The sequence below is a fragment of the Streptomyces sp. MNU76 genome (assembly GCF_020982545.1).
GTDB lineage: Bacteria > Actinomycetota > Actinomycetes > Streptomycetales > Streptomycetaceae > Streptomyces.
The window spans coordinates 15,974-42,305 of the sequence record NZ_JAJKLK010000033.1 but is presented as its reverse complement, the minus strand read 5'-3'; the positions used below and the strand labels follow the sequence as shown (position 1 = coordinate 42,305).

Annotated in this window: 15 protein-coding genes and 2 pseudogenes; 11 read left to right on the top strand and 6 right to left on the bottom strand. The window is 73.1% G+C overall.

Features of this window, described 5'->3' with window-relative positions; all coding sequences use genetic code 11:
• The first annotated feature begins 52 nt into the window (after positions 1-52).
• From E4N62_RS47555 to E4N62_RS47505, 11 genes and pseudogenes are all read left to right on the top strand, one after another.
• Positions 53-715, top strand: coding sequence for a Tat pathway signal sequence domain protein (locus E4N62_RS47555; RefSeq protein ID WP_230224745.1), 663 nt, complete (start codon positions 53-55; stop codon positions 713-715).
• 22 nt (positions 716-737) lie between these two features.
• Positions 738-1,601, top strand: coding sequence for a dienelactone hydrolase family protein (locus tag E4N62_RS47550; RefSeq protein ID WP_230224743.1), 864 nt, complete (start codon positions 738-740; stop codon positions 1,599-1,601).
• Between the two features lie 490 nt (positions 1,602-2,091).
• Complete coding sequence (locus E4N62_RS47545; protein ID WP_230224741.1) at positions 2,092-3,336, top strand: IS110 family transposase; 1,245 nt, start codon at positions 2,092-2,094, stop codon at positions 3,334-3,336.
• 467 nt (positions 3,337-3,803) lie between these two features.
• Positions 3,804-8,981: pseudogene (locus E4N62_RS47540) on the top strand (beta-ketoacyl synthase N-terminal-like domain-containing protein); the annotation flags it as partial.
• Between the two features lie 295 nt (positions 8,982-9,276).
• A pseudogene (locus E4N62_RS49165) lies at positions 9,277-10,467 on the top strand (SDR family NAD(P)-dependent oxidoreductase); the annotation flags it as partial.
• 81 nt (positions 10,468-10,548) lie between these two features.
• The gene (locus E4N62_RS49160; RefSeq protein WP_230224788.1) at positions 10,549-10,695 is read left to right on the top strand and encodes a hypothetical protein; all 147 of its coding nucleotides are present in this window, start codon (positions 10,549-10,551) and stop codon (positions 10,693-10,695) included.
• A gap of 8 nt (positions 10,696-10,703) precedes the next feature.
• Complete coding sequence (locus E4N62_RS47525; protein WP_230224739.1) at positions 10,704-15,362, top strand: type I polyketide synthase; 4,659 nt, start codon at positions 10,704-10,706, stop codon at positions 15,360-15,362.
• Positions 15,359-15,658: an acyl carrier protein gene (locus E4N62_RS47520; protein WP_230224737.1), complete on the top strand. Its 300-nt coding sequence runs from the start codon at positions 15,359-15,361 to the stop codon at positions 15,656-15,658. Before E4N62_RS47525 ends, E4N62_RS47520 begins: the two co-directional genes overlap by 4 nt.
• 91 nt (positions 15,659-15,749) lie before the next feature.
• Positions 15,750-16,463 (top strand): alpha/beta fold hydrolase, encoded by a 714-nt coding sequence (locus E4N62_RS47515; RefSeq protein ID WP_230224736.1) that lies wholly within the window; start codon positions 15,750-15,752, stop codon positions 16,461-16,463.
• Positions 16,460-17,644 carry a glycosyltransferase gene (locus E4N62_RS47510; protein WP_230224735.1) on the top strand — a complete coding sequence of 395 codons (1,185 nt, stop codon included), beginning with the start codon at positions 16,460-16,462 and terminating at the stop codon, positions 17,642-17,644. The genes E4N62_RS47515 and E4N62_RS47510 overlap by 4 nt, the downstream gene beginning before the upstream one ends.
• Before the next feature lie 25 nt (positions 17,645-17,669).
• Positions 17,670-18,818: a class I SAM-dependent methyltransferase gene (locus E4N62_RS47505; RefSeq protein ID WP_230224734.1), complete on the top strand. Its 1,149-nt coding sequence runs from the start codon at positions 17,670-17,672 to the stop codon at positions 18,816-18,818.
• A gap of 362 nt (positions 18,819-19,180) precedes the next feature.
• Here E4N62_RS47505 and E4N62_RS47500 read toward each other — a convergent pair whose 3' ends face one another.
• The 6 genes from E4N62_RS47500 to E4N62_RS47470 all read right to left on the bottom strand — a co-directional run bounded on the left by E4N62_RS47500 (position 19,181) and on the right by E4N62_RS47470 (position 26,325).
• Positions 19,181-20,320 (bottom strand): MSMEG_0565 family glycosyltransferase, encoded by a 1,140-nt coding sequence (locus E4N62_RS47500; protein WP_230224733.1) that lies wholly within the window; start codon positions 20,318-20,320, stop codon positions 19,181-19,183.
• Positions 20,317-21,153, bottom strand: a complete 837-nt coding sequence (locus E4N62_RS47495; protein WP_230224732.1) for a carbon-nitrogen hydrolase family protein — start codon at positions 21,151-21,153, stop codon at positions 20,317-20,319. The genes E4N62_RS47500 and E4N62_RS47495 overlap by 4 nt, the downstream gene beginning before the upstream one ends.
• Positions 21,150-22,001: a carbon-nitrogen hydrolase family protein gene (locus E4N62_RS47490; RefSeq protein ID WP_230224731.1), complete on the bottom strand. Its 852-nt coding sequence runs from the start codon at positions 21,999-22,001 to the stop codon at positions 21,150-21,152. The genes E4N62_RS47495 and E4N62_RS47490 overlap by 4 nt, the downstream gene beginning before the upstream one ends.
• Positions 21,998-22,915: an MSMEG_0567/sll0787 family protein gene (locus tag E4N62_RS47485; RefSeq protein WP_230224730.1), complete on the bottom strand. Its 918-nt coding sequence runs from the start codon at positions 22,913-22,915 to the stop codon at positions 21,998-22,000. Before E4N62_RS47485 ends, E4N62_RS47490 begins: the two co-directional genes overlap by 4 nt.
• A gap of 571 nt (positions 22,916-23,486) precedes the next feature.
• Positions 23,487-24,866 (bottom strand): RICIN domain-containing protein, encoded by a 1,380-nt coding sequence (locus tag E4N62_RS47475; RefSeq protein WP_268270634.1) that lies wholly within the window; start codon positions 24,864-24,866, stop codon positions 23,487-23,489.
• Positions 24,867-24,897: 31 nt separating this feature from the next.
• Positions 24,898-26,325, bottom strand: a complete 1,428-nt coding sequence (locus tag E4N62_RS47470) for an endo-1,4-beta-xylanase (RefSeq protein ID WP_230224729.1) — start codon at positions 26,323-26,325, stop codon at positions 24,898-24,900.
• Positions 26,326-26,332: the final 7 nt, after the last annotated feature.

Sequence of the window (26,332 nt, the reverse complement as noted above, 5' to 3'; positions counted from 1 at the left end):
GGGCAGCGGCCCGACCCTGCTCGTCACCCATGCAAGTGGAAGAGGAACCCGCATGCGCAGATACGCCGTCTCCACCCTGGTCGCCACAGCCGTCTCGACGGCCCTGGCCATCCTCCCGGCCACCGCCGCCCCGGCGGACACCGCCGTGCTCACCTACGGCAGTGCCGACGGCAACGCCGTCTCCGTCGGCGACGTACTCACCGCATCGTTGGCGAGCGGCACCAACGCCACCCTCGCCACCAGCAGCAACGGCACCTCCGGCATCACCTGCACCGAATCGACGCTCTCCGCCACGGTGACGGCGAACCCCGCCGCCCCGGGCACCGCCACCGAGTCCGCGACCTCACAGACCTTCAACGGCTGCACGAGCAACGTCTTCGGCGTCTTCGGGGTGCAGAGCATCACCGTCGATGACCTGCCCTACAACACAGCCGCCTCCTCCGACGGCACCGTCACGGTGACCGCGGCCCCGGGCAGGGCGATCCAGACCACGGTGGCGCTCTCCACTCTGCTGGGCTCCATCACCTGTGTCTACCAGGCGCCCGGCCTCTCCGCGGTGAGCTCCAACAGCGACAACAGTCTGACCTTCAGCAACCAGAAGTTCACCAAGGTCTCCGGCTCGGCACTGTGCACGGCCAACGGCTACTTCACCGCCGCCTACGCCCCCGTGGTCGACAGCAGCGTCAGCGACTCTCCCGCCGTCTACACCAACTGACAGCCTGTCCGAGAGGACCCCCGTGAAACTGCTCCCGTTCCGAGCGCTCACGGCGATCGTCGCGGTCGTCATGGCGACCGCCCTCGCCACCCCGGCCCAGGCTGATTCCCAGAACCCCTACGAGCGCGGCCCGGTCCCGACCCTGGAGAGCATCACCGCCGAAACCGGTCCCTTCGACATCGGCTCGGTCACCGTGCCGGCAGGCAGCGGCCAAGGCTTCAACAGCGGCACCGTCTACTACCCCACCGACACCAGCGAGGGCACCTTCGGTGCCATCGTCATCATGCCCGGCTTCCTCGCCTCGCAGTCGGACATCGCCTGGTACGGACCCCGGCTGGCTTCCCAGGGCTTCGTGGTGATGACCCTGAACACCAATGCGCTGTGGGACTTCCCCACCGACCGCAGTAGGCAGCAACTCGCCGCACTCACCTATCTGACGGCCCAGAGCACGGTGAAGAACCGGATCGACCCCGGCCGGCTGGCCGTGATGGGCTGGTCGATGGGCGGCGGCGGCTCGCTGCAGAGCGCGGCGAGCACCCCGTCGCTCAAGGCTGCCATCCCGCTGGCACCCTGGGACCTCAGCAACGTCTCCAGCCGGATCACGGTCCCCACCATGATCTTCGGCGCCGACGGTGACACCGTCGCCTCCGTCGACGACTTCGCCCTGCCCTTCTACAACGGGCTGACCAACGTCCCCGACAAGTCACTCATCGTGCTCAAGGACACCGACCACTTCACCTTCACCGACCCGAACACCACGATCGCCCAGTACAGCGTTTCCTGGCTGAAGCGCTTCGTCGACAACGACACCCGCTACGACCAGTTCCTCTGCCCCACCCCCAACGACCCCAAGACGGTCGTCTTCCAGATCACCTGCCCGCTGTAACCCCAGCGGATGCAACCCAGCGCAAGCGCGGCAGGCACGGGCCCCCACGGTCATCCGTGCCTGCCGCGAACGCGACCAGGACGGCGGCGGGCAGGAGCGAATCGGACACGGCCCCGGCAGGGGGCCGTGGTCTCTCGCGGGTGTTCTCTCGATCTGTGACACGGAACCTTGAAGAAGTCCCATCATCCCAGGTCAGCAGCGCAGCGCGCCTTCGGTGCGCGCCGGGGGCGTGGTAAATGCCGTGGCGCGCGCCGAGGTGCTCCTTGTGTGCCCTGACGTGGGCTGATGCCGGTCCGGGAGGCTGGTGGGGTTCGTTCCGGCCGAAACCGAGGTCTCTGTGATGCCGGTGAGCTCGCAGGTCAGCATGGTGCCGAGGGCCGTCCGCGGGAACCGTGGAGTGTTGCTGTGAGCACGTGCGTCAGAATTCCTGATTCACCCTGGCCCTCCCGGAACGGCGTACCGCTCGGCCGTTGAGGGAGGGGCTCTGGACATGGACGTACTGCACGAACGCTGCGCCGGTGTGGACGTCAGCAAGAAGGACGCCAAGGCGTGCATCCGCACCCCGAGTACGAAACGGCGTGGGTCGTTCACGAACCAGACCACGACCTGGGGCGCGACGACGAACGCCGTGCTCGCCCTGCGCGATCACCTGCTCGCCGCCCAGGTCACCCTGGTGGTGATCGAGGCGACCTCGGACTACTGGAAGCCCTTCTACTACCTGCTGGCCGACGAGTTGAACGTGATCCTGGTCAACGCGCGGCAGGTCAAGAACCTGCCCGGCCGCAAGACCGACGTCTCGGACGCGGCCTGGCTGGCCCAGCTCGGCGCCCACGGCCTGGTCCGTGCCTCGTTCGTCCCGCCGCAGCCGGTGCGCGAGTTGCGGGACCTGACCCGGGCCCGGACCCAGATGACCCGCGAGCGCGGCCAGATCGTGCAGCGGCTGGAAAAGCTGCTGGAGGACACCGGGATCAAGCTTGCCGCGGTCGCCGCCGACATCATGGGCGTCTCCGGCCGGGCCATGCTCGAAGCCCTCATCGCCGGGGAACGCGACCCGCAGGCCCTCGCTGAGCTGGCCAAACGCAAGCTCCGCAACAAGATCCCCGAACTCACCGAAGCCCTGACCGGACGCTTCCGCGCCCACCACGCGTTCCTGACCCGGCTGCACCTTGACCACTACGACCAGCTCACCGACGCGATCGGGCAGCTGGACGCACGGATCGAGGAGGCGATGGCCCCCTTTCGTCCTGCGCTCGACCTCCTGGACACCATCCCCGGGATCAACCGGGCCGTCGCCGAAGTGATCATCGCGGAGACCGGCGGCGACATGACCCGGTTCGCCACCGCCAAACACCTCGCCTCCTGGGCCGGCGTCTGCCCCGGCCACCACGAGTCCGCCGGCCGCACCAAGAACACCAAGGTCCGGCCCGGCAACCCCTACCTCAAGGGCGCCCTCGGCCTGGCCGCCTTCGGCGCGGTCAGAACCAAGGACACCTATCTCCAGGCCCGCTACAAGCGGCTGACCGCCCGCCGCGGCCCCCTGAGGGCCCTGGTCGCCGTCGAACACTCGATCATCACCGCGATCTGGCACATGCTCACCAACCACCTCCCCTACCACGAACTCGGCGGCACCTACTTCACCCAGCGCGACCCCGAACGCGCCACCCGCCGCGCGATCAACCAGCTCAATCAACTCGGCTACACCGTCACCCTCAACCCGAGGGAGCACGCAGCCTGACACAAGAAACCCGGACACCCGGTGGCCAGCACGGCCACCGGGCACCCAGACCTGCCCACCACCGCCCTGACCTGCACCTATTTACGCGTCAGCGACCCAGGGCGGCTTCATCGCCTGCGGTGGGGCGGGTAGATGGGAGGGCGAACGCCCCGTAGCCCTTGATCAACACCGCGCCGCGGGGAGGCGACGCAGGAGGCGAGGTCAGCTACGGGAGGCCGCGCGGACAGGCGTGCGGTCACGGCCGGCGATCATGTCGATTTCCGACATCGACGACATGGCCGAGCTCCGCGGCGACCGGGTCCGGCTCGTTGCGGTTCCTCTTCACTGAGATCGGTGTCGGGGGTGCAGCCAGATAACTGACTACCCGTTAGTATCTGACGGGTCATCAGCTCCAGAGCGCGCGGCGTGCGCCGAATCCGCTCGTCCCGATCGCACACCCCCCCGATCGCACAGAGGAGCCTCCCCCCATGACGCATACCGTTATCGGCGTCAGCCCGTTGGGTGCACCGGACCCCCGCCTCGTCGCCGCCGTCTGCCGGGCCGGTGGGTCCGGTGTCCTCGACCTCGGCCCGGGCGCCCGCGCCGCCCGCGAGGCCCTGACCCTCTTGCGGCAGTGGGCTCCCGGCCGCCACGGCGTGCGGGTCCCCGCCGACTGTGCGCTGCGCCCCGAAGAGCTGTGGGCCCCGGCGCCCGCCGGAACGCGGCGGACCGCGGACCCGGCCGCCGCCGGACCGTGCACCGTGCTCCTCGCCCCCGACGCGCCCTGGACCGTCGCCGAGGTCCGGGCCACCGCCCGCGCCGCCGCCGCGGACCCCGCCGTGCTCGCCGAGGTCCGCGGCACCGACGAGGCCGTCCGGGCCGTGGCCGACGGTGTCACCGGGCTCATCGTGCGCGGCGAGGAGTCCGGCGGCCCCTGCGGCGAACACTCCACCTTCATGCTGCTCCAGCGCGTCCTCGGCGCCGTACCGGCCGACCTGCCGGTGTGGGCCTGCGGCGGCATCGGGCCGCACACCGCGGCCGCCGCCGTGCTCGCAGGCGCCCGCGGAGTCGTACTGGACATCCAGCTCGCACTGCTCGACGAGGCCGGTACGGCCCCCGCGGCCGCCGGTCTGCTGCGCGCCGCCGACGGCACCGAGACCGTCGTCGTCGACGGCTGCCGGGTGCTCGACCGAAGCCGCCCCGGCCTCCCGGCCGTCCTGCGCGACCGGCCCCTGCCGCTGGGCCAGGATGCCTTTCTCGCCGCCCGGTTCGCCGAGCGGTACGGCACCGTGGACCGCGCCCTCGCCGCCGTCACGGAGGGCATCGACGCCGCCGTGGCCGACGACGGCGCCGTGCTGCGCGGCGGCTCGCCGATGTGCCAGGCGCTCGGCACCGCGCTGCCGGTCGTCCAGGGCCCGATGACCCGGGTCAGCGACCAGGCACGGTTCGCGGCGGCCGTCGCGGACGGCGGCGGACTGCCGTTCGTCGCGCTCGCCCTGGCCGGGCCCGAGCAGACCCGCACCCTGCTCGAGCAGACCAGGTCCGCGCTCGGCGACCGCTCCTGGGGCGTCGGCATCCTCGGCTTCGTTCCGGAAGAGATACGTACCGCCCAACTGGAGGCCGTCCGTGAGCTGCGCCCCAGCCACGCCGTCATCGCGGGCGGCCGTCCCTCCCAGGCGGCCGCTCTGGAGGCCGAGGGCATCCGTACCTTTCTGCACGTGCCGTCGCCCGGGCTGCTCGGCCAGTTCCTGGCGGCCGGCGTCCGGCGCTTCGTCTTCGAGGGCGCCGAGTGCGGCGGGCACATCGGGCCGCGCAACAGCTTCCCGCTCTGGGAGGCGCAACTGGCCGTCCTGGAGGACTTCCTCGACGCGGCGGCCGACGACGGTCACGCCGATGGCGGTGACGCCGCCGACCCACAGGACGTACAGGTGCTGTTCGCGGGCGGCATCCACGACGAGCGCTCCGCCGCCATGGTCGCCGCGCTCGCCGCCCCGCTCACCACCCGCGGTGCCGTCGTCGGCGTTCTGATGGGCACCGGCTACCTCTTCACCGAGGAGGCCGTCGAGTGCGGCGCCATCCGGCCGCTGTTCCAGCGCGCGGCCTTGGACGCCACGTCGACCACGCTCCTGCACACCGCGCCCGGCCACGCCACCCGCTGCCTGCCCAGCGCGTTCAGCGACACGTACCAGGAGGTCAAGGACGAACTGCGGACTCAGGGGATACCCGAGCGGCAGGTCTGGCAGGAGCTGGAGCGGCTCAACGTCGGCCGCCTGCGCATCGCCAGCAAGGGCGTCGAGCGGGTCGGCCACGAGCTGCTCGACGTCGACGAGGAGCGCCAGCGCGAAGCGGGCATGTTCATGGCCGGCGAGGTCGCCGTGCTCCGCTCCGCCGTCACCACCGTCGACGCCCTGCACCACGCGGTCACCGACGGGGCCGCCGACTTCTACGGGCGCCGCACCGCCGAACTCTCCGCAGACGTACGCGACGCGGGCGGTACGGTACCCGCACGGAACCCGGCCCCCGCTCCCGAACCGCTCGACATCGCCGTCGTCGGCATGGCCGGCATGTTCCCCGGCGCCCCCGACCTGCCCGCCTACTGGGCCCAGGTGCTCGCCGGCGCCGACGCGATCACCGAGGTCCCGGACACCCGCTGGGATCCCGCGCTGCACTTCGGCGCGGACGCCGAGGCGGACGACGTGTCCGCGTCCAAGTGGGGCGGTTTCCTGCCTCCGATCCCCTTCGACCCGCTGGCCTACGGAATCCCACCCGCCTCCCTGGCCGCCATCGAACCCGTCCAGCTCCTCGCCCTGGAGGCGGCCAGGCGGGCGCTCGCCGACGCCGGGCTCGACCGCCGGGCCTTCCCGCGCGAGCGGACCTGCGTCGTCTTCGGTGCCGAGGCGGGCAGCGACATCTCCGGCGCCGCGACGCTGCGCAGCGTCCTGCCCTCGTACATCGGCCGTCTTCCCGAGGACCTGGAGGAGCAGTTCCCGAAGCTCACCGAGGACTCCTTCCCCGGCATGCTCGCCAACGTCATCGCCGGCCGGATCGCCAACCGGCTCGACCTCGGCGGCGCCAACTACACCGTCGACGCCGCCTGCGCCTCCTCCCTGGCCGCCGTCGACGCCGCCTGCAAGGAACTGGCCTTCGGTGCCGCCGACGTGGCCCTGTGCGGCGGCGCCGACCTGCACAACGGCATCAACGACTACCTGCTCTTCTCCTCCGCGCACGCGCTGTCGCCCACCGGCCGCTGCCGCACGTTCGACGCGGCCGCCGACGGCATCGCACTCGGCGAGGGCGTCGCCTGTCTCGTGCTCAAGCGCCGCACCGACGCCGAGCGGGACGGCGACCGGATCTACGCCGTCATCGAGGGCGTCGGCAGCGCCAGCGACGGCCGCTCCCTCGGCCTGACCGCGCCCCGCCCCGAGGGCCAGCGCGCCGCCCTGGAACGCGCCTACGCGCAGGCCCGCGTCTCGCCCGCCGAGGTCGGCCTGATCGAGGCCCACGGCACCGGCACCGTCGTCGGCGACCGCACCGAACTCAGCACGCTCACCCGGCTGTTCGAGGAGGCCGGGGCCGCGCCCGGCAACTGCGTCGTGGGCTCCGTCAAGTCCCAGATCGGACACACGAAGTGCGCCGCCGGTCTCGCCGGACTGATCAAGACCGCGCTCGCCCTGCATACCGGGGTGCGCCCGCCCACCCTGCACGTCGACGTGCCCAACCCCGTCTGGACCGGCCCCGACAGCCCATTCGTCTTCCACAGCGAGGCCCGGCCCTGGGCCGAGCCCGCCGCCCGCCGCGTCGCCGGGGTGAGCGCCTTCGGATTCGGCGGCACCAACTTCCACGTGGTGCTGCGGGCCCACGCCGACGCCGGAGCGCCGCCGCGCCAGAGCCACGACGTCTGGCCCGCCGAGCTGTTCGTCTTCCGCACCCGCGCAGCGGCCGAGGAACTCGCCGGCCTCGCGGCGAGCGGCCACTGGCGGCTGCGGGACCTGGCGCGTACCGCCGCACAGTGCGCGGAGACCGGCCCGGGCCCGCTCCTCGGCGCCGTGGTCGCCGAGTCCGTCACCGAACTCCCGCACCTGATACGGGACCTCCTCGACGGCACGCCCGGGAGAAGCGGAGTGTTCCCCGCCACAGGCGCCGCCGCCGGGGCGCCCGACGGCAACGGCAACGGCGAAAGCAACGACGGTGGCAAGGTGGCGTTCCTCTTCCCCGGCCAGGGCAGCCAGCGCCCCGGCATGTTCGCCGAACTGTTCACCGCCTTCCCCGAACTCGGCCGCCACCTTTACCACGCCCCGGCCGCCGCCCTCTTCCCGCCCGCCGCCTTCGACGCCGCCGAACGCGCCGCACAGGTCGCCCGGCTCACCGACACCCGCCACGCCCAGCCCGCGCTCGGGGCGGTCGGCCTCGCCGCGTACGACACCCTCACCGCGGTCGGTGTCCGCCCCGACATGGCCGCAGGGCACTCCTACGGCGAACTCGTCGCGCTCTGCGCCGCGGGCTCCCTCGACCCCGACACGCTCGGTGACCTCAGCCGGGAGCGGGCCGAGGCGATCCTCGCCGCGACCGGCGCACAGGGGCCCGATCCCGGCACCATGGCCGCCGCCGTGGCCTCCGCCGAGCAGGTGACCCGGGTGCTCGCCGGCGCAGGCCTGGCCGAGCGGGTCGTCGTCGCCAACCACAACGCGCCCGCGCAGAGCGTGCTCTCGGGCCCGAGGGACGCCGTCGCCGAAGCCGTCGACGCGCTCACCGCCGCCGGGTTCGCCGTCCGCCCGCTGCCCGTCGCCTGCGCCTTCCACAGCCCGCTGGTCGCCGGGGCCGTGTCCCGCTTCGCCGAGATCCTGACGGCGTACACCGTGCGCGGCCCCGAGTTCCCGGTCTGGGCCAATCTCACCGGCACCCGCTATGCCGGGGACCCCGCCCAGATACGGGCCGACCTCGCCGAGCAGATCGCCGCCCCCGTCCGTTTCGCCGAGCAGATCGAGGCGATGTACGACGCCGGGGCGCGGATCTTCGTCGAGTGCGGGCCCGGCACCGTGCTCACCGGTCTGGTCGGCCAGATCCTCGGCGACCGGCCGCACGTCGCCGTCCCGTTCGAACCCCGCCCCGACGCGGGCCTGCGCGGCCACCTGGAAGCCCTGGCCCGGCTCGCCGCGGCCGGTGTCCCGGTGGCGCCCGCACGGCTCTTCAGCGGACGCGACACGGCACTCGCCGACCCGGCCGCCGTGCCGGTGCGGCCCGGCTGGACGGTCGACGGCCACCTCGTACGCACGGCGGACGGCCGGCCGGTGCCGGGAGCGCTGCGCCCTGCCCGGCGCACCTCGGGCATCCCGCGGACCAGAGAGGGGACCAGAGAGCGGACCAGTGAGGCGACGACGACGGGCGAACGGGAAGAACTGCTCCGGGAGTTCCTGCGCAACAGCCGGGAGATGCTGGCCGCCCAACGGGACGTGCTCCTCGGCTACTTCGGGGCTCCGCCCGCGCCGCAGGCGGCTCCGCCGGCCCCCGAACCCCTTCCGGCCCCGGCTCCGGCCGCTCTCGCTGCGGCTCCGGCCCGCGCTCCCGCTCCGGTGGGGGTGGATGTGCTGGCCGAGGTGCTGGCGGTGATCGCGGAACGTACGGGATATCCGGTGGAGATGGTGGGGGCGGAGTCGGATCTGGAGGCGGATCTGAGTGTGGATTCGATCAAGCGGACGGAGATCGCCGGGGAGCTGGGACGGCGGCTGCTGGGCTCGGGTGCGGATCTGCGGTCGTTGCCGGACGCGGACCTGGAGGAGCTGACCCGGGAGCGCACCGCAGCCGGGATCGCCGACTGGCTGCGGGCCCGCGCGAAGGCGCTCGCCGACCGGACCCGGCACCCGCCTCGCCACCGCGGCCCCCGCCGCCGGGAGCCCCGCCCCGCTCACCGGCCAGGTTCCCCACCGCTATCTGCTGCGGCCCGCCCCGCTCGACCCGGCGCCCGTGCCCGGCGCCGAAGGCGCGGTACAGCTGCGCGGGAAGCGGTTCCTGATCGTCGCGGGCGACACGCCACTCGCACGGGCACTCGTCACCCGGCTCACCGCACTCGGCGCGCTCGCCGCCCGTGGCGGCCCGGACACCGCACAGCTCGCCGGGCACACCGGCCCGGTCGACGGAGTGCTGCACCTGGGCGCTCTCGCGGGTGCGGAACAGCAACTGCTGCCCGCCAAGCTCACCGTGCTCCAGGAACTGCTGCTGCGCGGCCCGCGCCGGCTGCTCTGCCCCCGTCTCCCCGACGACACCAGCGGCCTCGACGGCTTCGTGCGCACCGCGGCCCGCGAATACCCCGACACCGTGGTCCGCACCGTGGAGCTCGACCCCGACGAGCCCGCCGCCGAGCAGGCCGAGGCGCTCGTCGGGGAACTGCTGGCGCCCGACCGGGAGCCCGTCGTGCTGCGCACCTGCGGGCTCCGCCGCGCCCCGGTACCGTACGAGAGCCCTCTGGGCCCGCCCGTCTCCTCCGGCGCCGGGCCCGCCTCCTCCGGCGCCGCCGCAGCCGCGGCACTCGGGCTCGGCCCGGAATCGGTCGTCGTCCTCGCGGGCGGCGCACGCGGCATCACAGCCCGGTTCACCCTCGCCCTTGCCGCCGCCGCACGCTGCCGGGTCGAACTGCTCGGGCGTACGCCGCTCGACGACGGCACGGGCGGGCACCACGAGCTGGCCCACGCCACCGACCTACCCGCGCTGCGTGCAGCGCTCGCCGCCCGGGGCGGTCTGAGCACCGCCGAGATCGACCGCGAAGCGGGCCGCGTCCTGGCCCGCCGCGAGATCGCCGCGACCCTGGCCGAGGTACACGACGCGGGCGGCCGGGCCAGGTACCGGGCACTCGACCTGCGGGACGCGGAGGCCGTGCAGCAGGCGGTCAAGGAGACGTACGCGACGTACGGCCGGATCGACGGGGTCGTACACGCCGCCGGAGTGATCGAGGACCGGCTGCTCTCCGAGAAGGACCCCGTCTCCTTCGAACGGGTCTACGGCACCAAGGTGGACGGCGCCCGCGCACTGCTCTCGGCTCTCCGGCGACTTCCCCAACTGCCCGCCTTCACGGTCATGTTCGGCTCCGTCGCGGCGGTGTACGGCAACCGCGGCCAGGCCGACTACGCCGCCGCCAACGACGCACTCGCCCGCCTCGGCCGCCTCTGGCGTGCCGGCACCGGCAGCCGTACCGTCACCGTGCACTGGGGCCCGTGGGCGCCGGCTGGGGCGCACCGCGGCATGGTCGGCCCTGAGCTGGGCCGGGAGTACGCGCGCCGCGGCATCGAGCTGATCGACCCGGAGGAGGGCGTGCTCGCGCTGCTGCGGGAGCTGGCCTGGGGCGAGCCGGAGACCGACGAGGTCGTCCTGACGGCGTCGGGCCGGTGAGCCCCACGATGCGACCGACCGCCCCGCAGCAGCGGCAGCCCGTCGCCATCGTCGGCATGGCGGTGACCCTGCCCGGCGCCTGTGACCTGGCCGCGTTCTGGCGCAACCTCGTCACCGGCGCTGACGCCATCTCCGAGGTGCCCAAGGCCCGCTGGGACGCGGACACCTACTACGACCCGGACGGACGGCGCGGCCTCGATGGCGTCTACTGCCGCCGCGGCGGCTTCGTCGACGGGCTCGACGCGCTCGCCGCCTTCGACCCGACCGTCTTCGGACTCATGCCGGACTCCGTGCCCGGCACCGAACCCGACCAGCTGATCGCGCTGCGCACCGCCGCGGCCGCGCTCGCCGACGCGGGGGAGGCCGCACTGCCCGAAGACCGCTCCCGGGTCGGTGTCGTGCTCGGCCGCGGCGGTTATCTGAGCGACGGGCTCGCCCGACTCGACCAACGGATGCGTACGTCCGCCCAACTGGTGCGCACCCTGCACGAGTTACTGCCCGAGCTGGACGGCGAGCGGCTCGACGCGGTACGGATGGCGTTCACGGCCGCGCTCGGCGGCGAGCAGAGCCCCGAGTCGGTGATCGGCCTCGTGCCCAACTTCGCGGCGTCCCGGGTCGCCAACCGGCTCGATCTGCGTGGCCCCGCCTACACCGTGGACGCGGCCTGCGCCTCCTCGCTCGTCGCACTCGACCAGGCCGTCGGCGCGCTCGCCGCGGGCAGCTGCGACGTGATGCTCGCGGGCGGCGTGCACCACTGCCACGACATCACGCTCTGGTCCGTCTTCAGCCGGCTGCGGGCGCTGTCGCCGTCCCAGCGGATCCGCCCGTTCCACCGGGACGCGGACGGCGTGCTGATGGGCGAGGGCACCGGCGTGGTCGTACTCAAACGGCTCGCGGACGCGCGGCGCGACGGCGACCGGATCTACGCCGTGGTCCGCGGCGTCGGCGTGGCCGGCGACGGCCGGGCCGGCTCCCTGGTCAACCCGGACCCCGGCGGCCAAGCCCGCGCCGTCCGGCTCGCCTGGGCTGCGGCGGGGCTCGACCCGGCGGCACCGGGGTCGCTCGGCCTCCTGGAGGCGCACGGCACCGGAACCCCCGGCGGCGACCGGGCCGAACTGGCCGCGCTGGCCGAGGTGTTCGGGCCGCCGGACCCGGACGCCGGGCCCGACGCCGTGATCGGCTCCGTGAAGTCGATGATCGGCCACACGATGCCGGCGGCGGGTGTGGCGGGCCTCGTCAAGGCGGCCCTGGCGGTGCACCACGGCATGCTCCTGCCGACCCTGCACTGCGACGACCCGCACCCGGCGCTCCGCGTCACCCGCTTCGCTCCGGCCCAGCAGGCCCGGACCTGGGACGGGGACGTCCGACGTGCCGCGGTCAGCGCCTTCGGCTTCGGCGGGATCAACGCCCACGTCGTCCTGGAGTCGGTACCGGAGCCCGTACCTGCCCCCGCATGGGCGCCTGCCCCGGCGTCGGTTCCCGCACCGGCATCGGCTCCGGCCGTCGCGCCTGCGGCCCCGGCACCCGGCGGCCCGGGCGCTGGGCCTGCTGCCTCCTCGGACCGTGCCGAAGTGGCCGAGCCGCCCCGGCTGTTGCGGCTCGCAGCCGCGACCCCGCAGGACCTCGCCGAACTGCTCGACGCCGACGACACCGCGCTGCGCGCGGCCGCCGCCGAGGGCGGAGCGAGGGGAGCCGGGGGCGCCCGCGTCGCCGTCCTGGACCCCACCGACCGCCGCCTCGCCCTGGCCCGCAAGGCAGTCGCCCGCGCCCGGACCTGGGGCGGCCGAAGCGACGTCTGGTGCGCGCCGCGGCCGGTACTCGGCATGGGCGGCGGGAAGATCGCCTTCCTCTGCCCAGGGCTGGAGGCCGAGTTCGAGCCGCGGGCCGAGGACGTCGCCCGCCACTTCGACCTGCCGGCGCCGCACTGGCCGGACGCCCGCGTGGGCGACGTCGCCCGGCACGGCGCGGCCGTCGTCGGCCTCGGCCGGCTGCTCGCCGGAGCGCTCGCCCGGATCGGCGTCCGGCCGGACGCGCTGGCCGGGCACAGTGTGGGGGAGTGGACGGCGATGGCGGTCGGCGGGATGTACGCGGACGCCGAGGTCGACGCCTTCCTGCGGGACTTCGACCCGGCCACGCTGCGCGTCCCAGGGCTCGCCTTCGCCGCGTTCGGCACCGGTGCGGACCAGGTGGATGCCGAGCTCGCGGCGTACCCGGACGTCGTCGTCTCGCACGACAACGCGCCCCACCAGACCGTCGCCTGCGGACCTCACGACCAGGTCGAGGCGCTCATCGGGCGGCTGCGCGGCGCGGGAGTGCTCGGTCGGCTGCTGCCCTTCGAGTCCGGCTTCCACACGCCGATGCTCGCCCCGTACCTCACCTCCATCGAGAAGGCCGCGCGCGGCTTCACGCTGCACCCGCCCCGGGTGCCCGTCTGGTCCGCCACGACCGCCGCGCCCTTCCCGGCCGACGAGGCCGCGGCGCGCGCGCTCTTCCTGCGCCACCTGCTCGAACCGGTCCGCTTCCGGCAGCTCACCACGGCCCTGTACGACGCCGGGTTCCGGGCCTTCGTACAGCTGGGCCAGGGCCAGCTGCCGGCTCTCGTGGACGACACCCTCACCAGCCGCGCGTGCCTGACGCTCAGCGCCAACACGCCCCGGCACAGCGGGCTTTCGCAGCTGTACCGGGTGGCGGCCGGACTCTGGTCGCACGGTGCCGAACCGGACTTCGCGGCGCTGCGGGCGGGGGCCACGCCTCGGTCGACGGCGGCGCCTGCCCGTACGGCGGAGACCGACCCTACGGCGGAGACCCTCCGTACGGCCACGGAGAGCCCGCGAGCCGTCCCGCCCCTGCCCCCGTCACCGTCCCCTCGCCCTCGGCTCCGGGCTCGTCTCGCTCGACGCCGCCACCCGGGACCGGCTCCGCAGCACCCTGCGCGCGGCACCCGCACCCGGGATGGACCGGCTCGCGGCCGTGGCCGCGCGGAGCCCCGTGGCGGCCGAACTGCGCTCGCTGCTCGGCGAGACGGCGGACACGGCAGCGGAACTGGCGGAGCTGTTCGCCGCGGCAGCGGCCCCGCGCCGCACCGCGCCCGCGGCGCCGCCCCCGAGCCCTCGGCGACCGGGGCGGTGCCGCCTGCCGCCACCCCCCGCGCCATCACCCTGCGCATCTCACTCGACACCATGCCGTACCTCGCCGACCACTGTTTCTTCCGGCAGCCCGCGCACTGGCCCGAGATCGCCGACCGCTGGCCCGTGGTGCCCGCCACCACCCTGGTGCAGCACATGATCGACGCCGTGCCCGGCCCAGGGAGGGCCGTGGCCGTGCACGACGCCCGGTTTCTGCAGTGGACCGTCGCCGCCCCGCCCACCGAGGCCACGGTCACGGTCCGGCCCGAGGGACAGGGGCGGTACGCCGTGGAGTTCGGGCGCCACGCCCGCGCAACGGTCGAGACCGCCCACGGGCACGACACCGCGCCCCGCCCACGGCCGTGGCGGACGGAAGCCCCGGAGAGCCGTCCGGCTGTGTCCGCGCGGCAGATGTACGACGCCCGCTGGATGTTCCACGGCCCGCGGTTCCGCGGCGTCACCGAGATCGGCGCGCTCGGCGAGCGGCACGTCCGCGGTGTCCTGACCACCCCGTCCGCGCCCGGCGCGCTCCTCGACAACGTCGGTCAGCTGCTCGGCTACTGGCTGATGGCCACGCACCCCGACCGCACCATCGTCTTCCCGACGGGCGTCGAGGAGATCCGTTTCCACGGCCCGCCCCCGGAACAGGGCACCGCACTCGACTGCCACATCAGGGTCACCACCGTGACGGACACCGTCCTGGTGGCTGACGCGCAGCTCGCCCGCGACGGCGAGGTCTGGGCCGAGATCCGCGGCTGGCGGGACCGGCGCTTCGACTCGCCGCCCGAGGTCGATCCGGTCAAACGATGGCCCGAGCACAACACTCTGTCGGAAACCCAGGAGGGCGGCTGGCAGCTGGTCTTCGAACGCTGGCCCGACCCCGCATCCCGCGAGATATTCATGCGCAGCCAGCTCGCGGGCCCTGAGCGCGAGCAGTACGCCGGGCACCCCCCGCGCGGCCGGCGCCAGTGGCTGCTCGGCCGGATCGCCGCCAAGGACGCCGTACGCCGCCACCTGTGGGCGCACGGCGCGGGCCCCGTCTTCCCCGCCGAGATACGGGTCGCCAACGACCCTGGCGGCAGACCGCGCCCCGAGGGCGTACACGGCAGAGAACTCCCGCCTCTGGAACTGTCGCTGGCGCACTGCCGGGAGGCCGCCGTCGCACTCGTCCACCCCGCCGCCGACAGCCCTGGCACCGGCACCGGCATCGACATCGAGGAGATCGTCGAGCGCCCCGAAACGGCCTACGACGCCATCCTCGCCCCGGACGAGCGGGCGCTCTTCACCGGGCTCGGCGGCGGCCCCGGCCCGCTGACCCGGTTCTGGGCCGCCAAGGAAGCCGCGGCCAAGGCCGAGGGCACCGGACTGGGCGGCCGGCCGCGGGACTTCACGGCGGTCGAGGTCGAAGACGGCGCCCGTGCCCTCACGGTCCGGGCGCCCTCCGGCCGGCTGCGGCGCATCCGGCTCACCGATGTGACCAACCCGCCGGGGCTGCCCACCCGTACCTACACCGTCGCTTGGACCGAGGAGCGCCCATCATGACCAGCCCCGCCACCACCGGCCCCGCGTACGCCGCCGTCCTCGCCGAGATCACCGACGCGCTGCACACGGTCCTCGACGACCTCGAACTGGACGACACCCCGATCACCTCCGACACCCGCTTCGTGGAGGACCTCGACCTGGAGTCCATCGACCTGGTCACGCTCACCGCCGAGCTGGGCGGGCGCTACGGCGACCGGGTCGACTTCCCCGCCTGGTTCGCCTCGCTCGAACTCTCCGACATCGTCGGACTGACCGTCGGACAACTCGTCCAGTACATCGCGGGGTGCCTGCGGTGACCACGATCGAGGCGGGCGGGATCCGGCTGAACGTGGAGCGGCTGAGCGGCGCACCCACCCCGGCACCGGGCCGCCCCAGACGGTCGTCCTCGTGCACGGCATCGCCACCGACAACCTGACCAGCTACTACTTCACCATCGCGCCCGCGCTCGCCGCAGCCGGACATGACGTCGTGATGTACGACCAGCGCGGCCACGGCCGCAGCTCCCGCCCGCCGCGCGGCTACGGCATCGAGGACTTCAGCGGCGACCTGGACGCACTCCTCGACGCCCTCGCCCTGGAAGGGCCCGTCCACCTGATCGGCAACTCCTTCGGCGGCACCGTCGCCCTCGCCTACGCGCTGCGCCGCCCGGAGCGGGTCGCCGGCATCCTGATGCTGGAGTCCGAGCCGCCGACCGCCGCCTGGGCCAAGAAGATGAGCGGCATCCTGGCCGGCTCCGCCCACCAGCTCCACGACGAGCGCACCCTGCCGTGGATCGAGGAGACCTACGGCCGCCACGAGGCCCGCCTGGTGCGCTGGGCCACCCGGCTGCTGCACGGCACCTCCATCGCCGAGGACATCGCGTCCTGCCCCGTCCCCGCCGAGGAGTCCTGGCAGAGCCTGCACGTGCCGGTCTGCGCGGTGTACGGCGCTACCTCCGACCTGGCCGACATGGCGCCCTGGCTGGAATCGCTGCTGCCCCGCTGCCGCACCGTGACGGTGCCCGGGCACGGGCACTCCGTGCTGGTCGGCACCCCCGAGACGGTCGTCCCGCTGCTGCTCGACTGGCTACGGGACGGCCACCGGGAGCTGGTCGCGCCGTGAGCCGCTTTCTGTTCGTCGTGCCGCCCCTGGTCGGGCACGTCAACCCGGCGGTCAGCGTGGCCGCCGAGCTGACCAGATGCGGGCACCGGGCCGCCTGGGCCGGACTGCCCGGGTTCGTCGGGGAACTGGCCGGACCCGACGCCGAGGTGTACCCGTGCGACGTGCCCCCGCTCCCGGAACGTCCGGCTGCCCTGCGCGGTGCCGCAGCCTTGCGCTTCCTGTGGGAGGAGTTCCTCGTGCCGCTCGCCGGGGCGATGGCGCCCGGTGTGCGCCGCGCGGTCGAGGGGTTCCGGCCCGATGTCGTCGTCGCCGACCAGCAGACCCTCGCCGGTGCCCTCGTCGCCGAGCGCCTCGGGGTGCCGTATGCCACCGCGTCGACCACCCCGGCGGAGTTCAGCGACGCCCTGGACGGCATGCCGAAGGTGGCTCAGTGGACCGCCGGGCTCGTCGCGGAGCTGCGCGCCCGCCTCGGCGACCCGGGGCGCACCCACGATCCGCGCTTCTCCCCCGACCTGGTGCTCTCCTTCACCACCCCCGAACTCGCGGGCCCGGGCCCTCAGCTGCCGCAGCTGCGGTACGTCGGTCCGGCGTTCACCCGGCGCCCGGCCGCCGACTTCCCCTGGGAGTGGCTCGACGAGCACCGGGCCACCGTCCTGGTCTCACTCGGCACGGCCAACACCGGCCTGGGGGCACGTTTCCTCGCCGAGTGCGCGGCCGCCGCGCGGGAGCGCGGGCGGCGGCTGCAGGCGGTATTCGCCGACCCCGGGGGGGTACTCGACCAAGAGTCCGACGCCGACCTCCTGGTGCTGCCCCGGATCCCCCAACTGCCGCTCCTGCGCCGGGCGTCCGCGATGGTCAGCCACGCCGGGCAGAACACCGTAGCCGAGTGCCTGTGGCACGGCGTACCGCTGGTGGTCGCGCCCATCCGGGACGACCAACCACTGATCGCCGGCCAGGTCACCGGCGCCGGCGCCGGAGTGCGGGTGCGCTTCGGGCGCGCCGACCGCCGACGGATCGGTGCCGCCCTCGACGCCGTACTCGACGGGCCCGCCTACCGCGCGGCGGCCCGGCGCGTCGGGGACTCCTTCCGTGCGGCGGGCGGGGCGGCTGCTGCGGCGGCGTACCTGGAGAAGTTCGCGGCACAGAAACCACGGGAGCCGCAGGAGTCACGGGAGCGGTGAGCGAGCGACCGGCAGGGCGACCGCCGTGCCGAAGAGTGGAACGAGAGGAGACCACGGACATGGCCACCACGAACCAGCCCCTGACACCCCCGACACACCCGCCCCACCGCCCCCTGCTTCCGACGCCGAACGCGTCGCCCGCCTGCGCCCCGCGTACCAGGCAGAGCTGGCCGACGGCATCGCCCGGTTCTTCGAGCCGCGCCGCACCGACTGCCCCTGGTGCGGGGCGCGGCAGCTGCGTCGCCGCCTGCGCACCAAGGACCACCTGCAGCGAAAGCCTGGCACCTTCACCCTGGACCAGTGCCGCGACTGCGGGCACACCTTCCAGAACCCGCAGCTCAGCGCGGCCGGACTGGACTTCTACTACCGGGACTTCTACGACGGCCTGTACGCCGAGAAGATCGGCGGCGCCCTGGACAGCGACGCCGCGAGGAAACGCAACCACGACCGGGCCGTGGCCATGCGGCGGCACGCCCGGCCGAAGCGCTGGCTGGACGTCGGCACGGCGGGCGGTGACTTCTGCCTGGCGGCCAAGGAAGCACTGCCCGGCACCGCCTTCGACGGGCTCGACATCGGCGCCCATGTGCTCGGGGCGCAGCGGTCGGGGCGCATCGAGCGGGCCTACCAGGGCTTTCTGCCCGACCTCGCGGACGAACTCGCCGGCCAGTACGACGCGGTGAGCATGTTCCACTGCCTGGAGCACACCACGGACCCGCAGGCCCAACTGGCCGCGGTTCACACCGTGCTCCGCCCCGGCGGCCACCTGATCATCGAGGTACCCAACCCGGAGTCGCCCTTCGGCCGGCTCTTCGGCCGGTACTGGCTGCCGTGGTTCCAGCCTCAGCACCAGCACTTCGTGACCATGCGGAACCTGCGCCGGGCCCTCACCGAGCTGGGCTTCACGGTGGTGGCGACGGACCGCGAGGAGTCCCATATCCCCGTGGACTTCACCGCGCTCGTAGGGCTGTACGTGCTGCGGCTGCTGCCGTTCCGCGACGAGCCCTGGCTGCCCGAGCCCCCGGGCCGTCTCGGCGCCGCGGTCACCAAGACGGTCTTCTGGGCGGGCATACCGTTCTGCTTCCCGATGTACGCCCTGGACCGGCTCCTCGCCCCGCTGATCCGCCGCAGCCGCTTCTCCAACGCCTTCCGGGTGATCGCCCGCCGCGAGGAGTGACCAGCCCAGCACGAGCTGGGACTGGAGAAGATGAAAGACGCCATGTGGAAGGTGGACCCTTCCTACGGAAGTCCGCTACCGCGACCCCAGGGACACCAACAGCAGATGCCGAACCTCGTATTCGAACCCGATACGGGTCCGCTGCGACGCATCCTGCGCGACTTTCATGAGCGCAGCGATCCGTCGACACCGGGAAACAGCGCCGAACCGCCGGCACCCGTGCTTCGGTGTCAACGCCTCCACCGGCGGCGGCAGACGGGTGACTCTGCGGTCGTCGCCCTCCTCTTGAACCGCGGTCCCCACGCGTGCGACCGCGGCCGCCTTCCCGACGTCTTCGTCAAGGGGCCCTGTTCCGTGAGGGATCAGGTGCCCCGCGCCACCGTCCTCGCGGCCGGAGCGGGCCGTTCCTGGCGGCCACCATGTCGAGAGACGTAGAACGCCAGGTGGCGTTCGGCTGCGGTGGTCCAGGTGTGACGGGCGGCGAGTCGGCGGCCCTCATCCCGCCGCGCTGCGGTGTCGTCCGTGAGCGCGGCGCCCAGCTCAGTGGCCAGATCCTGGGGGGTGGTCGCGAAACGGGCGGCGCTGTCGAACACCTCGCGCAGTACGGGCAGGTCGCGTGTGACCAGCGGAACTCCCGCGGCGAGTGCCTCCATCGCGGCGAGTCCGAAGCCCTCCTTCACGGAAGGAAAGGCGAAAGCGGAGGCGGCGGCCACCAGGGGCGGCAGCTCGTCCTCGGCGACCTGCCCCAAAACGATCGGCTCAACGCGGAGTTCGGCTGCCCGTGCCTCCCAGCGGGCCCGGTAGTCGCGGTAGTCGAAGAGCGTTTCGCCGCCCGCGATCACCAGTCGTACGTCGGGGTGCGCGGAGCGCAGCAGGGCGTACGCCTCCAGCAGGTCCAGCGAGCCCTTGCGCGGCTCGATGCCGCCGACGGTGAGGACGTAACGGCCCAGGCGGGTACGCCAGTTCGCGCGGGCAGCCGGATCAGTGGTGGCGAAACGGTCGTAGGCCACCCCATTGGGGATGACGGCCGCCTCGATGCCCCAGCCGTCGGCCAGTTCCGTGGCGACGGCCGCCGACACGCAGATGTGCGCGTACGGCTCCACGATGGCCCGCTCGTGGCAGGCGGCCAGTTCGGGGGTGGTGAAGTGGTCGATGTGGTGGACCGTGCGCACGCAGCGGCCGCCGACCGCGTTGGCGCTGATGCAGTCCTGGGCGTGGACGATGTCGTACGCCGCCGCGAAGGGCTCGAAGGCCGTGCCCAGGACGGCGATGGAGCGCAGGATCCGCTCGCCGACGGACTCCTCGGGCGGGCCGTCCGGGAACGGCACGATCCGCAGCCGTACGGCGGGGTCGACCGGCCGGAAGAAGCCCTCGTCACCGCCGCGGCCCAGCGTCCACACCGTGACGTCCTGCCCGGCCGCGGCGAGCGCCTCGGCGAGGGCGAGGGTGTGCACGACGCCGCCGCGCGGCTTGGTGGAGTAGCTCAGCAGAGCGATCTTCACGACGGGTTCTCCCGGTAGGCGTCGGGTCGGCGTTCGTCGAGGTGGCGCAGAATGCGGCGGGCTCGGTCGATCTCCTCGGCGACGTCGATCTCGGCGACCGCCAGGCCGGCCTTGGCCCAGGTGCGGGCGAGGATGTCACCGCCGGGGCCGACCACCTTGGACTGGCCGAGGAACCGCATGCCCCCCATGGCGCCGGTCTGGTTGGAGGAGGCGAGGACGACCTGGTTCTCGGCGGCACGGGCCTGGTCGTACAGGTCGAAGAGCTTGGCCTGGCGGTCCTGGGCCATGCGCGGGGCACGGTTGGTGATGGACGTCGGCCAGGCGGAGAGGCAGGCGAGGATCTCCGCGCCGTCCAGGGCCAGCGAGCGGGCCGACTCGGGAAAGGTCTTGTCGTAGTCGATGAGCATGCCGATCCGGCCCACCGGGGTGTCGAAGGCGTCGAAGCGGTCACCGGGCGTGTAGGCGGCGACCTCGCCGGCCGGCAGATGGACCTTGCGGTGGCGGCCGAGGACACCGTCGCCGTTGACGCAGACCGCGGCGTTGTAGCGCTCGTCGCCGCCGTCCTCGCAGTAGCCGAGGCAGACCACCATCTCGGCGGCCAGGCGGGCGACCTGGAGGATCAGCGGGTCGTCCGGCTTCAGGGCCGGCGGCAGGGCCTCGGGGTCGGGGTGGCGCAGGTCGGCGAGGTAGCCGCCGAGCGCGGCGTCGGGCAGGACGAGCAGTCCGGCGCCGGAGGCACGCGCGTCGTCGACGAGTTTGGCGACGCGGGCGAGGTCGAACTCCAGGTCGCGGCCGAAGTGGGCGGCCGCGGCCGCGATCCGGATCGTGCTCATGCGGTGACTGCTCCCGTGGGTACGTCGTAGGTCTCGGGCCGCCGGTCGCGCAGGTGCCCCATCGACCGGCGGGCGGTCTCCAGTGCCTGTGCGACGTCCAGTTCGGCGACGGCGACGCCGGCGGCGACGCCCGTGTCGGCGAGGATCTCGCCGCCGGGATCGACGACCTTGGCGCTGCCGACGAAGCGTAGCGACCCGAAGGTGCCCGCTTGGTTGGCCGACAGCCACACGATCTGGTTCTCCAGCGCGCGGGCCCGGTCGAACAGGTCGAAGCGGCGTTTCCAGCGGTCCTCTTCGAGGCTGGCGGTCGCGTTCGTCCGGGATCCCGGCCACGCGGAGACGCAGACCCCGATCGCGGCGCCGTCGAGCGCGAGCGCGCGGGCGGACTCCGGGAACGCCTTGTCGTAGCAGATCATCATGCCGATCCGGCCGACCGGGGTGTCGAAGGCGCGGAAGCGGTCCCCGGAGGCGTAGCTGGCGTCCTCGCTCAGCGGCTGGTGGACCTTGCGGTGGTTGCCGAGGACGCCGTCGCCGGTGAGGCAGACGACGCTGTTGTAGCGGGTTTCCCCGGCCGCTTCACAGTATCCGGCGACGACCGTCATCTCCCCGGCCAGAGAGGCCAGTCGGCGGAGCTCGGGGCCGTCGAGAGCGAGCGCGGGCGGGCCCTCGTCGAGTTCGGCGCGGTCATCGAGGCTGAGCAGATACCCGCCGAGGCACGCCTCGGGCAGCGCCAGCAGGCGTACGCCCTCCTCCCGGGCTTCCTTGATCAGCCGTTCGGCGATGTGGAAGTCCTCCTCCAGGTCGCGGCCGAACTCGGCGGCGACGGCGGCCATACGCAGGGTGGTCATGCGGTCCCCATCCCGGTCACGGTGGACATGACCGCTTCGGTGATCTCTCCGTCGGGCCAGCGCAGCCCGACGCCTTCTCCATCGGTGAGTTCCCCGCACACGGCACCCGTGGCGGGCCCAGCGGGCAGGGGCGGTGTGCCCGGTTCGTCGGCCGTGAGCATCGCGAAGCCCGGGAAGCAGGTGAACCAGTCGCCCACGGTCGCGGCCTCCGGCCGGGGCACGGCGGCCACGTCGAGCACCGCGCGGCAGCCGCTCGCCTCGGCGAGCATGCCGAGGGTGCCGGCGATGCCCGCCATCGACACGTCCTTGGCGGCGGTGGGCCGCGCGGCGGCCACCGCCCCGGTCATGGTGCGCAGTTCGTCGGTTCGGCGGTGGGTGGTGGAGTCCCACTGGCGGCCGCGGTAGCCCGGACGCCAGCTCCCGCCGAGGTCGGCGGTGAGACGTACGGCGTGTCCGGGGCGGCCGCCGCCACCCGGTACCGGCCGGTCCGTGCGGCCGAGGGCGGTCACCGACAGGGCGGCCGGGACGCCGAGCTGGGTGTGTCCGCCGAGTACCGGGATGTCGTACGCCTGTGCCGCCCTGGTCAGTCCGGACAGTACGCGGGCGGCGTGCGCGGCGTCGCGGGCGCCGACGGCGTCCAGCAGCCCGAGCGGTTGGGCGCCCATCGCCGCGAGATCGTTGACGTTCACGAGGACCGCGCACCAGCCCGCCCACTCGGGGTCCCTTTCGACCATGGACGGCACGATCGCGTCACACGCCGCGATCACGTCGGTGCCGGGGACGGGCGCTCCGTCGTCGCCGACGAAGCCCGGGGGCGAAGCCAGCGCGGTGAGGAGCGGTCCGAGGGGGGACTTCGTGGCCGCCGCGAGTGCGGCGACGCGGCCGATCGGCCAGCGCATCAGGACGTGCGGCACGCCCGCGACCGTCGTGTCCCGCACCCGCTGCCAGCCGAGGCGCCGGAACAGTACCTCGTTGCGCGCCTGGACGGTCGCGTCGGTGATGCGGTCTCCACGGTCCGCCCGGGGACCGCCACCTTGGCCGACGCTCTACCGCAGACCCTCCAACTGACGGGAGCCGCACTGCTGTTGGCGGTGCTGCTCGGCGGCGGTCTCGCGGTGGTGGCGACGACACGGCCGAGGCGGCGCTCAACGCCGTCTCCGCCAAGCTCACCACCGCCGACCTCCAGGAGGACCTGACGAAGAAGCTCGTCAACGACAGGGATGACGCCGGCACGGTCGCGAAGCAGTGGCTGACGAAGGCCGGCCTCGCGAGCCGACCGGTTCGCGCATGCTGACCGGTCCGGCGACGCGAGGGCTGGAGGAGCGGATGTGTGAAGGCGCCGGGACCGACGTACCTGCTGGTGTCGGGGTCTCCACACAACTGCACCAGCTCTTCGAGGCCGTCGCAGTGGGACGGACTGGGTGGGACGGACGTCGACGGGGTGGAGCCAGGGTCGTCCTGGCTCCACCCCATGGTGCGGGCGTGTCACTGGAACTGTGCGAAGAACCTCCAGATCTCTGCTTTGGTCCAGGTGGTGACGCCGCTTTCGTTGGCGGAACCGTCGACCGGACCGGGTATGTGGCCTCCGTCGAACGCGGCCCACTGGACCGGGTATCCGGCACGGCAGCCCGAGTAGGTGGTGGTGATGTGCGTTCGGCTGCCCGGCGCGGGCTCGCGCGGGCTCTGGGAGGTGCAGCCGTTGTTCCTGACGAACGTGTCGCGCAGGGACCGTCCTTGCCCGATGTTGAGGACGGAGTCGCTGATGCCGTGGATTCCGAAGTAGGCGATGGGCTGGGTGCCGCCGCTGCACCCGCTGATCTGGGCGCCGGAGATGACCGCGACAGCCCTGAAGACGTTCGCCCGGCTGCATGCGAGTGCGTAGCTCATGCCGCCGCCCCAGCTGAATCCCGTGGCGAAGCGCTGTGCCGGGTTGACACAGAGGCCGCCCTCGATCCGCCGGATCATGTCGTCGACGAAGGTGATGTCCTCACCGCCGGAATTGGCCCAGCCGTTGCCGAGGCCCTGGGGGGCGACGAGGATCGCGCCGTTGTTCGACTGTTCCTGTTGGCCGTAGTAGGACCAGGCGCTCCCGCTCGTGCCGCCCGAGGCGACGTCGCCGGCGGTTCCGCCCCGCCAGTGGAACGCGAAGATCAGCCGGTAGGGGCGGCTGTTGTCGTAGTTGGCGGGAACCCTGAGGATGAAGCTGCGGCTCTTACCGCCGCTCTGAATCGTGTGCGTACCGCTCGTCAGGGTCGGGGCGCTGCCGCATCCGCCACCACCGCCACCACCGGACGACAGCTTGACCATCTGCCATTGCTGGTTGGCGCCGCCCCAGTCGGTGTACTGGACGACGTTGCCGCCGTCTGCGGTGGAGGCGCCCTGCACCTCCACCGCCTTGCCGCTGGTGCGGTTGATCAGCCGGACATGGCCCCCGTCGGAGTCGGCCAGGCGGAACTGCTGGTTGGCCCCGTTGTGGTCGGCCCACTGCTGGATCGCGGCGCCGTCCGCGGTCGAGGCGCCGGCCACGTCGAGAACCTTGCCCGAATGCCGGGCCTTGAGGCGGTAGAAGCCGCCGCCGGAGTCCACGAACTGCCACTGCTGGTTGGCGGCTGCGTCGTTACGCGTCCACTGGGTGACCCGCGCGCCGTCGGCGGTGGACGTGCCGGAGACGTCCAGCGCCTTGCCGCTGTTGCGATTGACCAGGACGTACCAGGCATTGGGGTCCACCGTCGCCGCCTCGGCCGGCGCCGGATTCACCGCGGCCAGCATGCCGATCGCGAGGGTCGCCGCCACCACGGCCGCGACCCGGGACCACCAACGATGTCTGCGTGGAGGGGCGGGGGAAGCCGCACCGGAGGTCTTCATCGATTCGCCCTTTCGTCCGTGGCAGGCCCCATCAGGTGCGGGTCCAGCGTTGGTTGCCGCTGTTCGAGCAGGAGTTGAGCTGGATCTGGGTGCCGTTGCCGGTGCCGCCCGAGGCGGCCTCGAGGCACAGCCCGGACTGGACGCCGACGATGGTCCCGTCGGAGTTCAGGCGCCACTTCTGGTTGTCGCCGCCCCAGCAGGAGTAGATCTGCACCTTGGTGCCGTTGCCGGTACCGGCGGCGTCCAGGCACTTGTTGCCGTAGACCCGCAGTTCGCCGGAGCTGCTGGGCGTCCACTGCTGGTTGGTGCCGCCGTGGCAGTCCCAGAGCTGGAGCTGGGTGCCGTCGGCGGTGGAGGCGCCGGGCACGTCGAGGCAGCGGCCGGAGCCCACGCCCTTGACCTGACCGGAACCCGGAGCGGGCGTGTTGGAGCCGCCGTTGAGAGCGTTGAGGACGGAGGTGTAGGCGGGCTTCTTGCTGCCGTTGGAGTTGAACAGCAGCGGCGTGTGCTGCGGCCGCCAGGAGTCGGAGTCGCGCACACCCCACACGGTGATGCCGAGGCAGCGCGGCACGGCCAGGCAGTCGTTGGTCACGTTGGCGTAGGTCGTGCCCGAGGCGCCCTGGATGTCGAGTTCGGTGATGGCCACGTCGACGCCGAGCGCGGCGAAACTCTGCAGGGTGGTGCGGAAGTTGCTGTTGTAGGGGCTGTCGTTGTTGAAGTGCGCCTGGAAGCCGACGCAGTCGATCGGCACACCGCGCTGCTTGAAGTCCCGGACCATGTTGTACATGGCCTGGGTCTTGGCCCAGGTCCAGTTCTCGACGTTGTAGTCGTTGTAGCAGAGCTTGGCTGCCGGGTCGGCGGCGCGCGCGGTGCGGAAGGCGACCTCGATCCAGTCGTTGCCGGTCCGCTGGAGGTTGGAGTCGCGCCGGGCTCCCGAATTGCCGTCGGCGAAGGCCTCGTTCACGACGTCCCACTGGGCGATCTTGCCCTTGTAGTGCGCCATCACGCCGTTGATGTGGCCGATCATCGCCTGGCGCAGGTTGCTGCCGCTGAGGCTCTGCATCCAGCCGGGCTGCTGGGAGTGCCAGGCCAGGGTGTGCCCGCGCACCTGCTTGCCGTTCTGCACAGCCCAGTTGTAGACGCGGTCACCGGCGGTGAAGTTGAACTGGCCCCGCTGTGGTTCGGTGGCGTCGATCTTCATCTCGTTCTCGGCCGTCACCGAGTTGAACTCGCGGTTCGCGATCGACGTGTACGTCGAGTCGCCCAGCCTGCCGGAGGCGATGGCGGTGCCGAAGTAGCGGCCGCTCTGCGCCGCCGCGGCGCCCAGCGTGCTCTCGGCGGCGTGTGCGGGCGGCGGGACCAGCGCGGCGACCGTACCGAGGACGCCGGCGACGAACGCCAGCTGCAGGCCGCGGATCTTCCGGCGGACCTGGTGTCTGGGAAGGGCGTACAAGCCCATGGCTCTC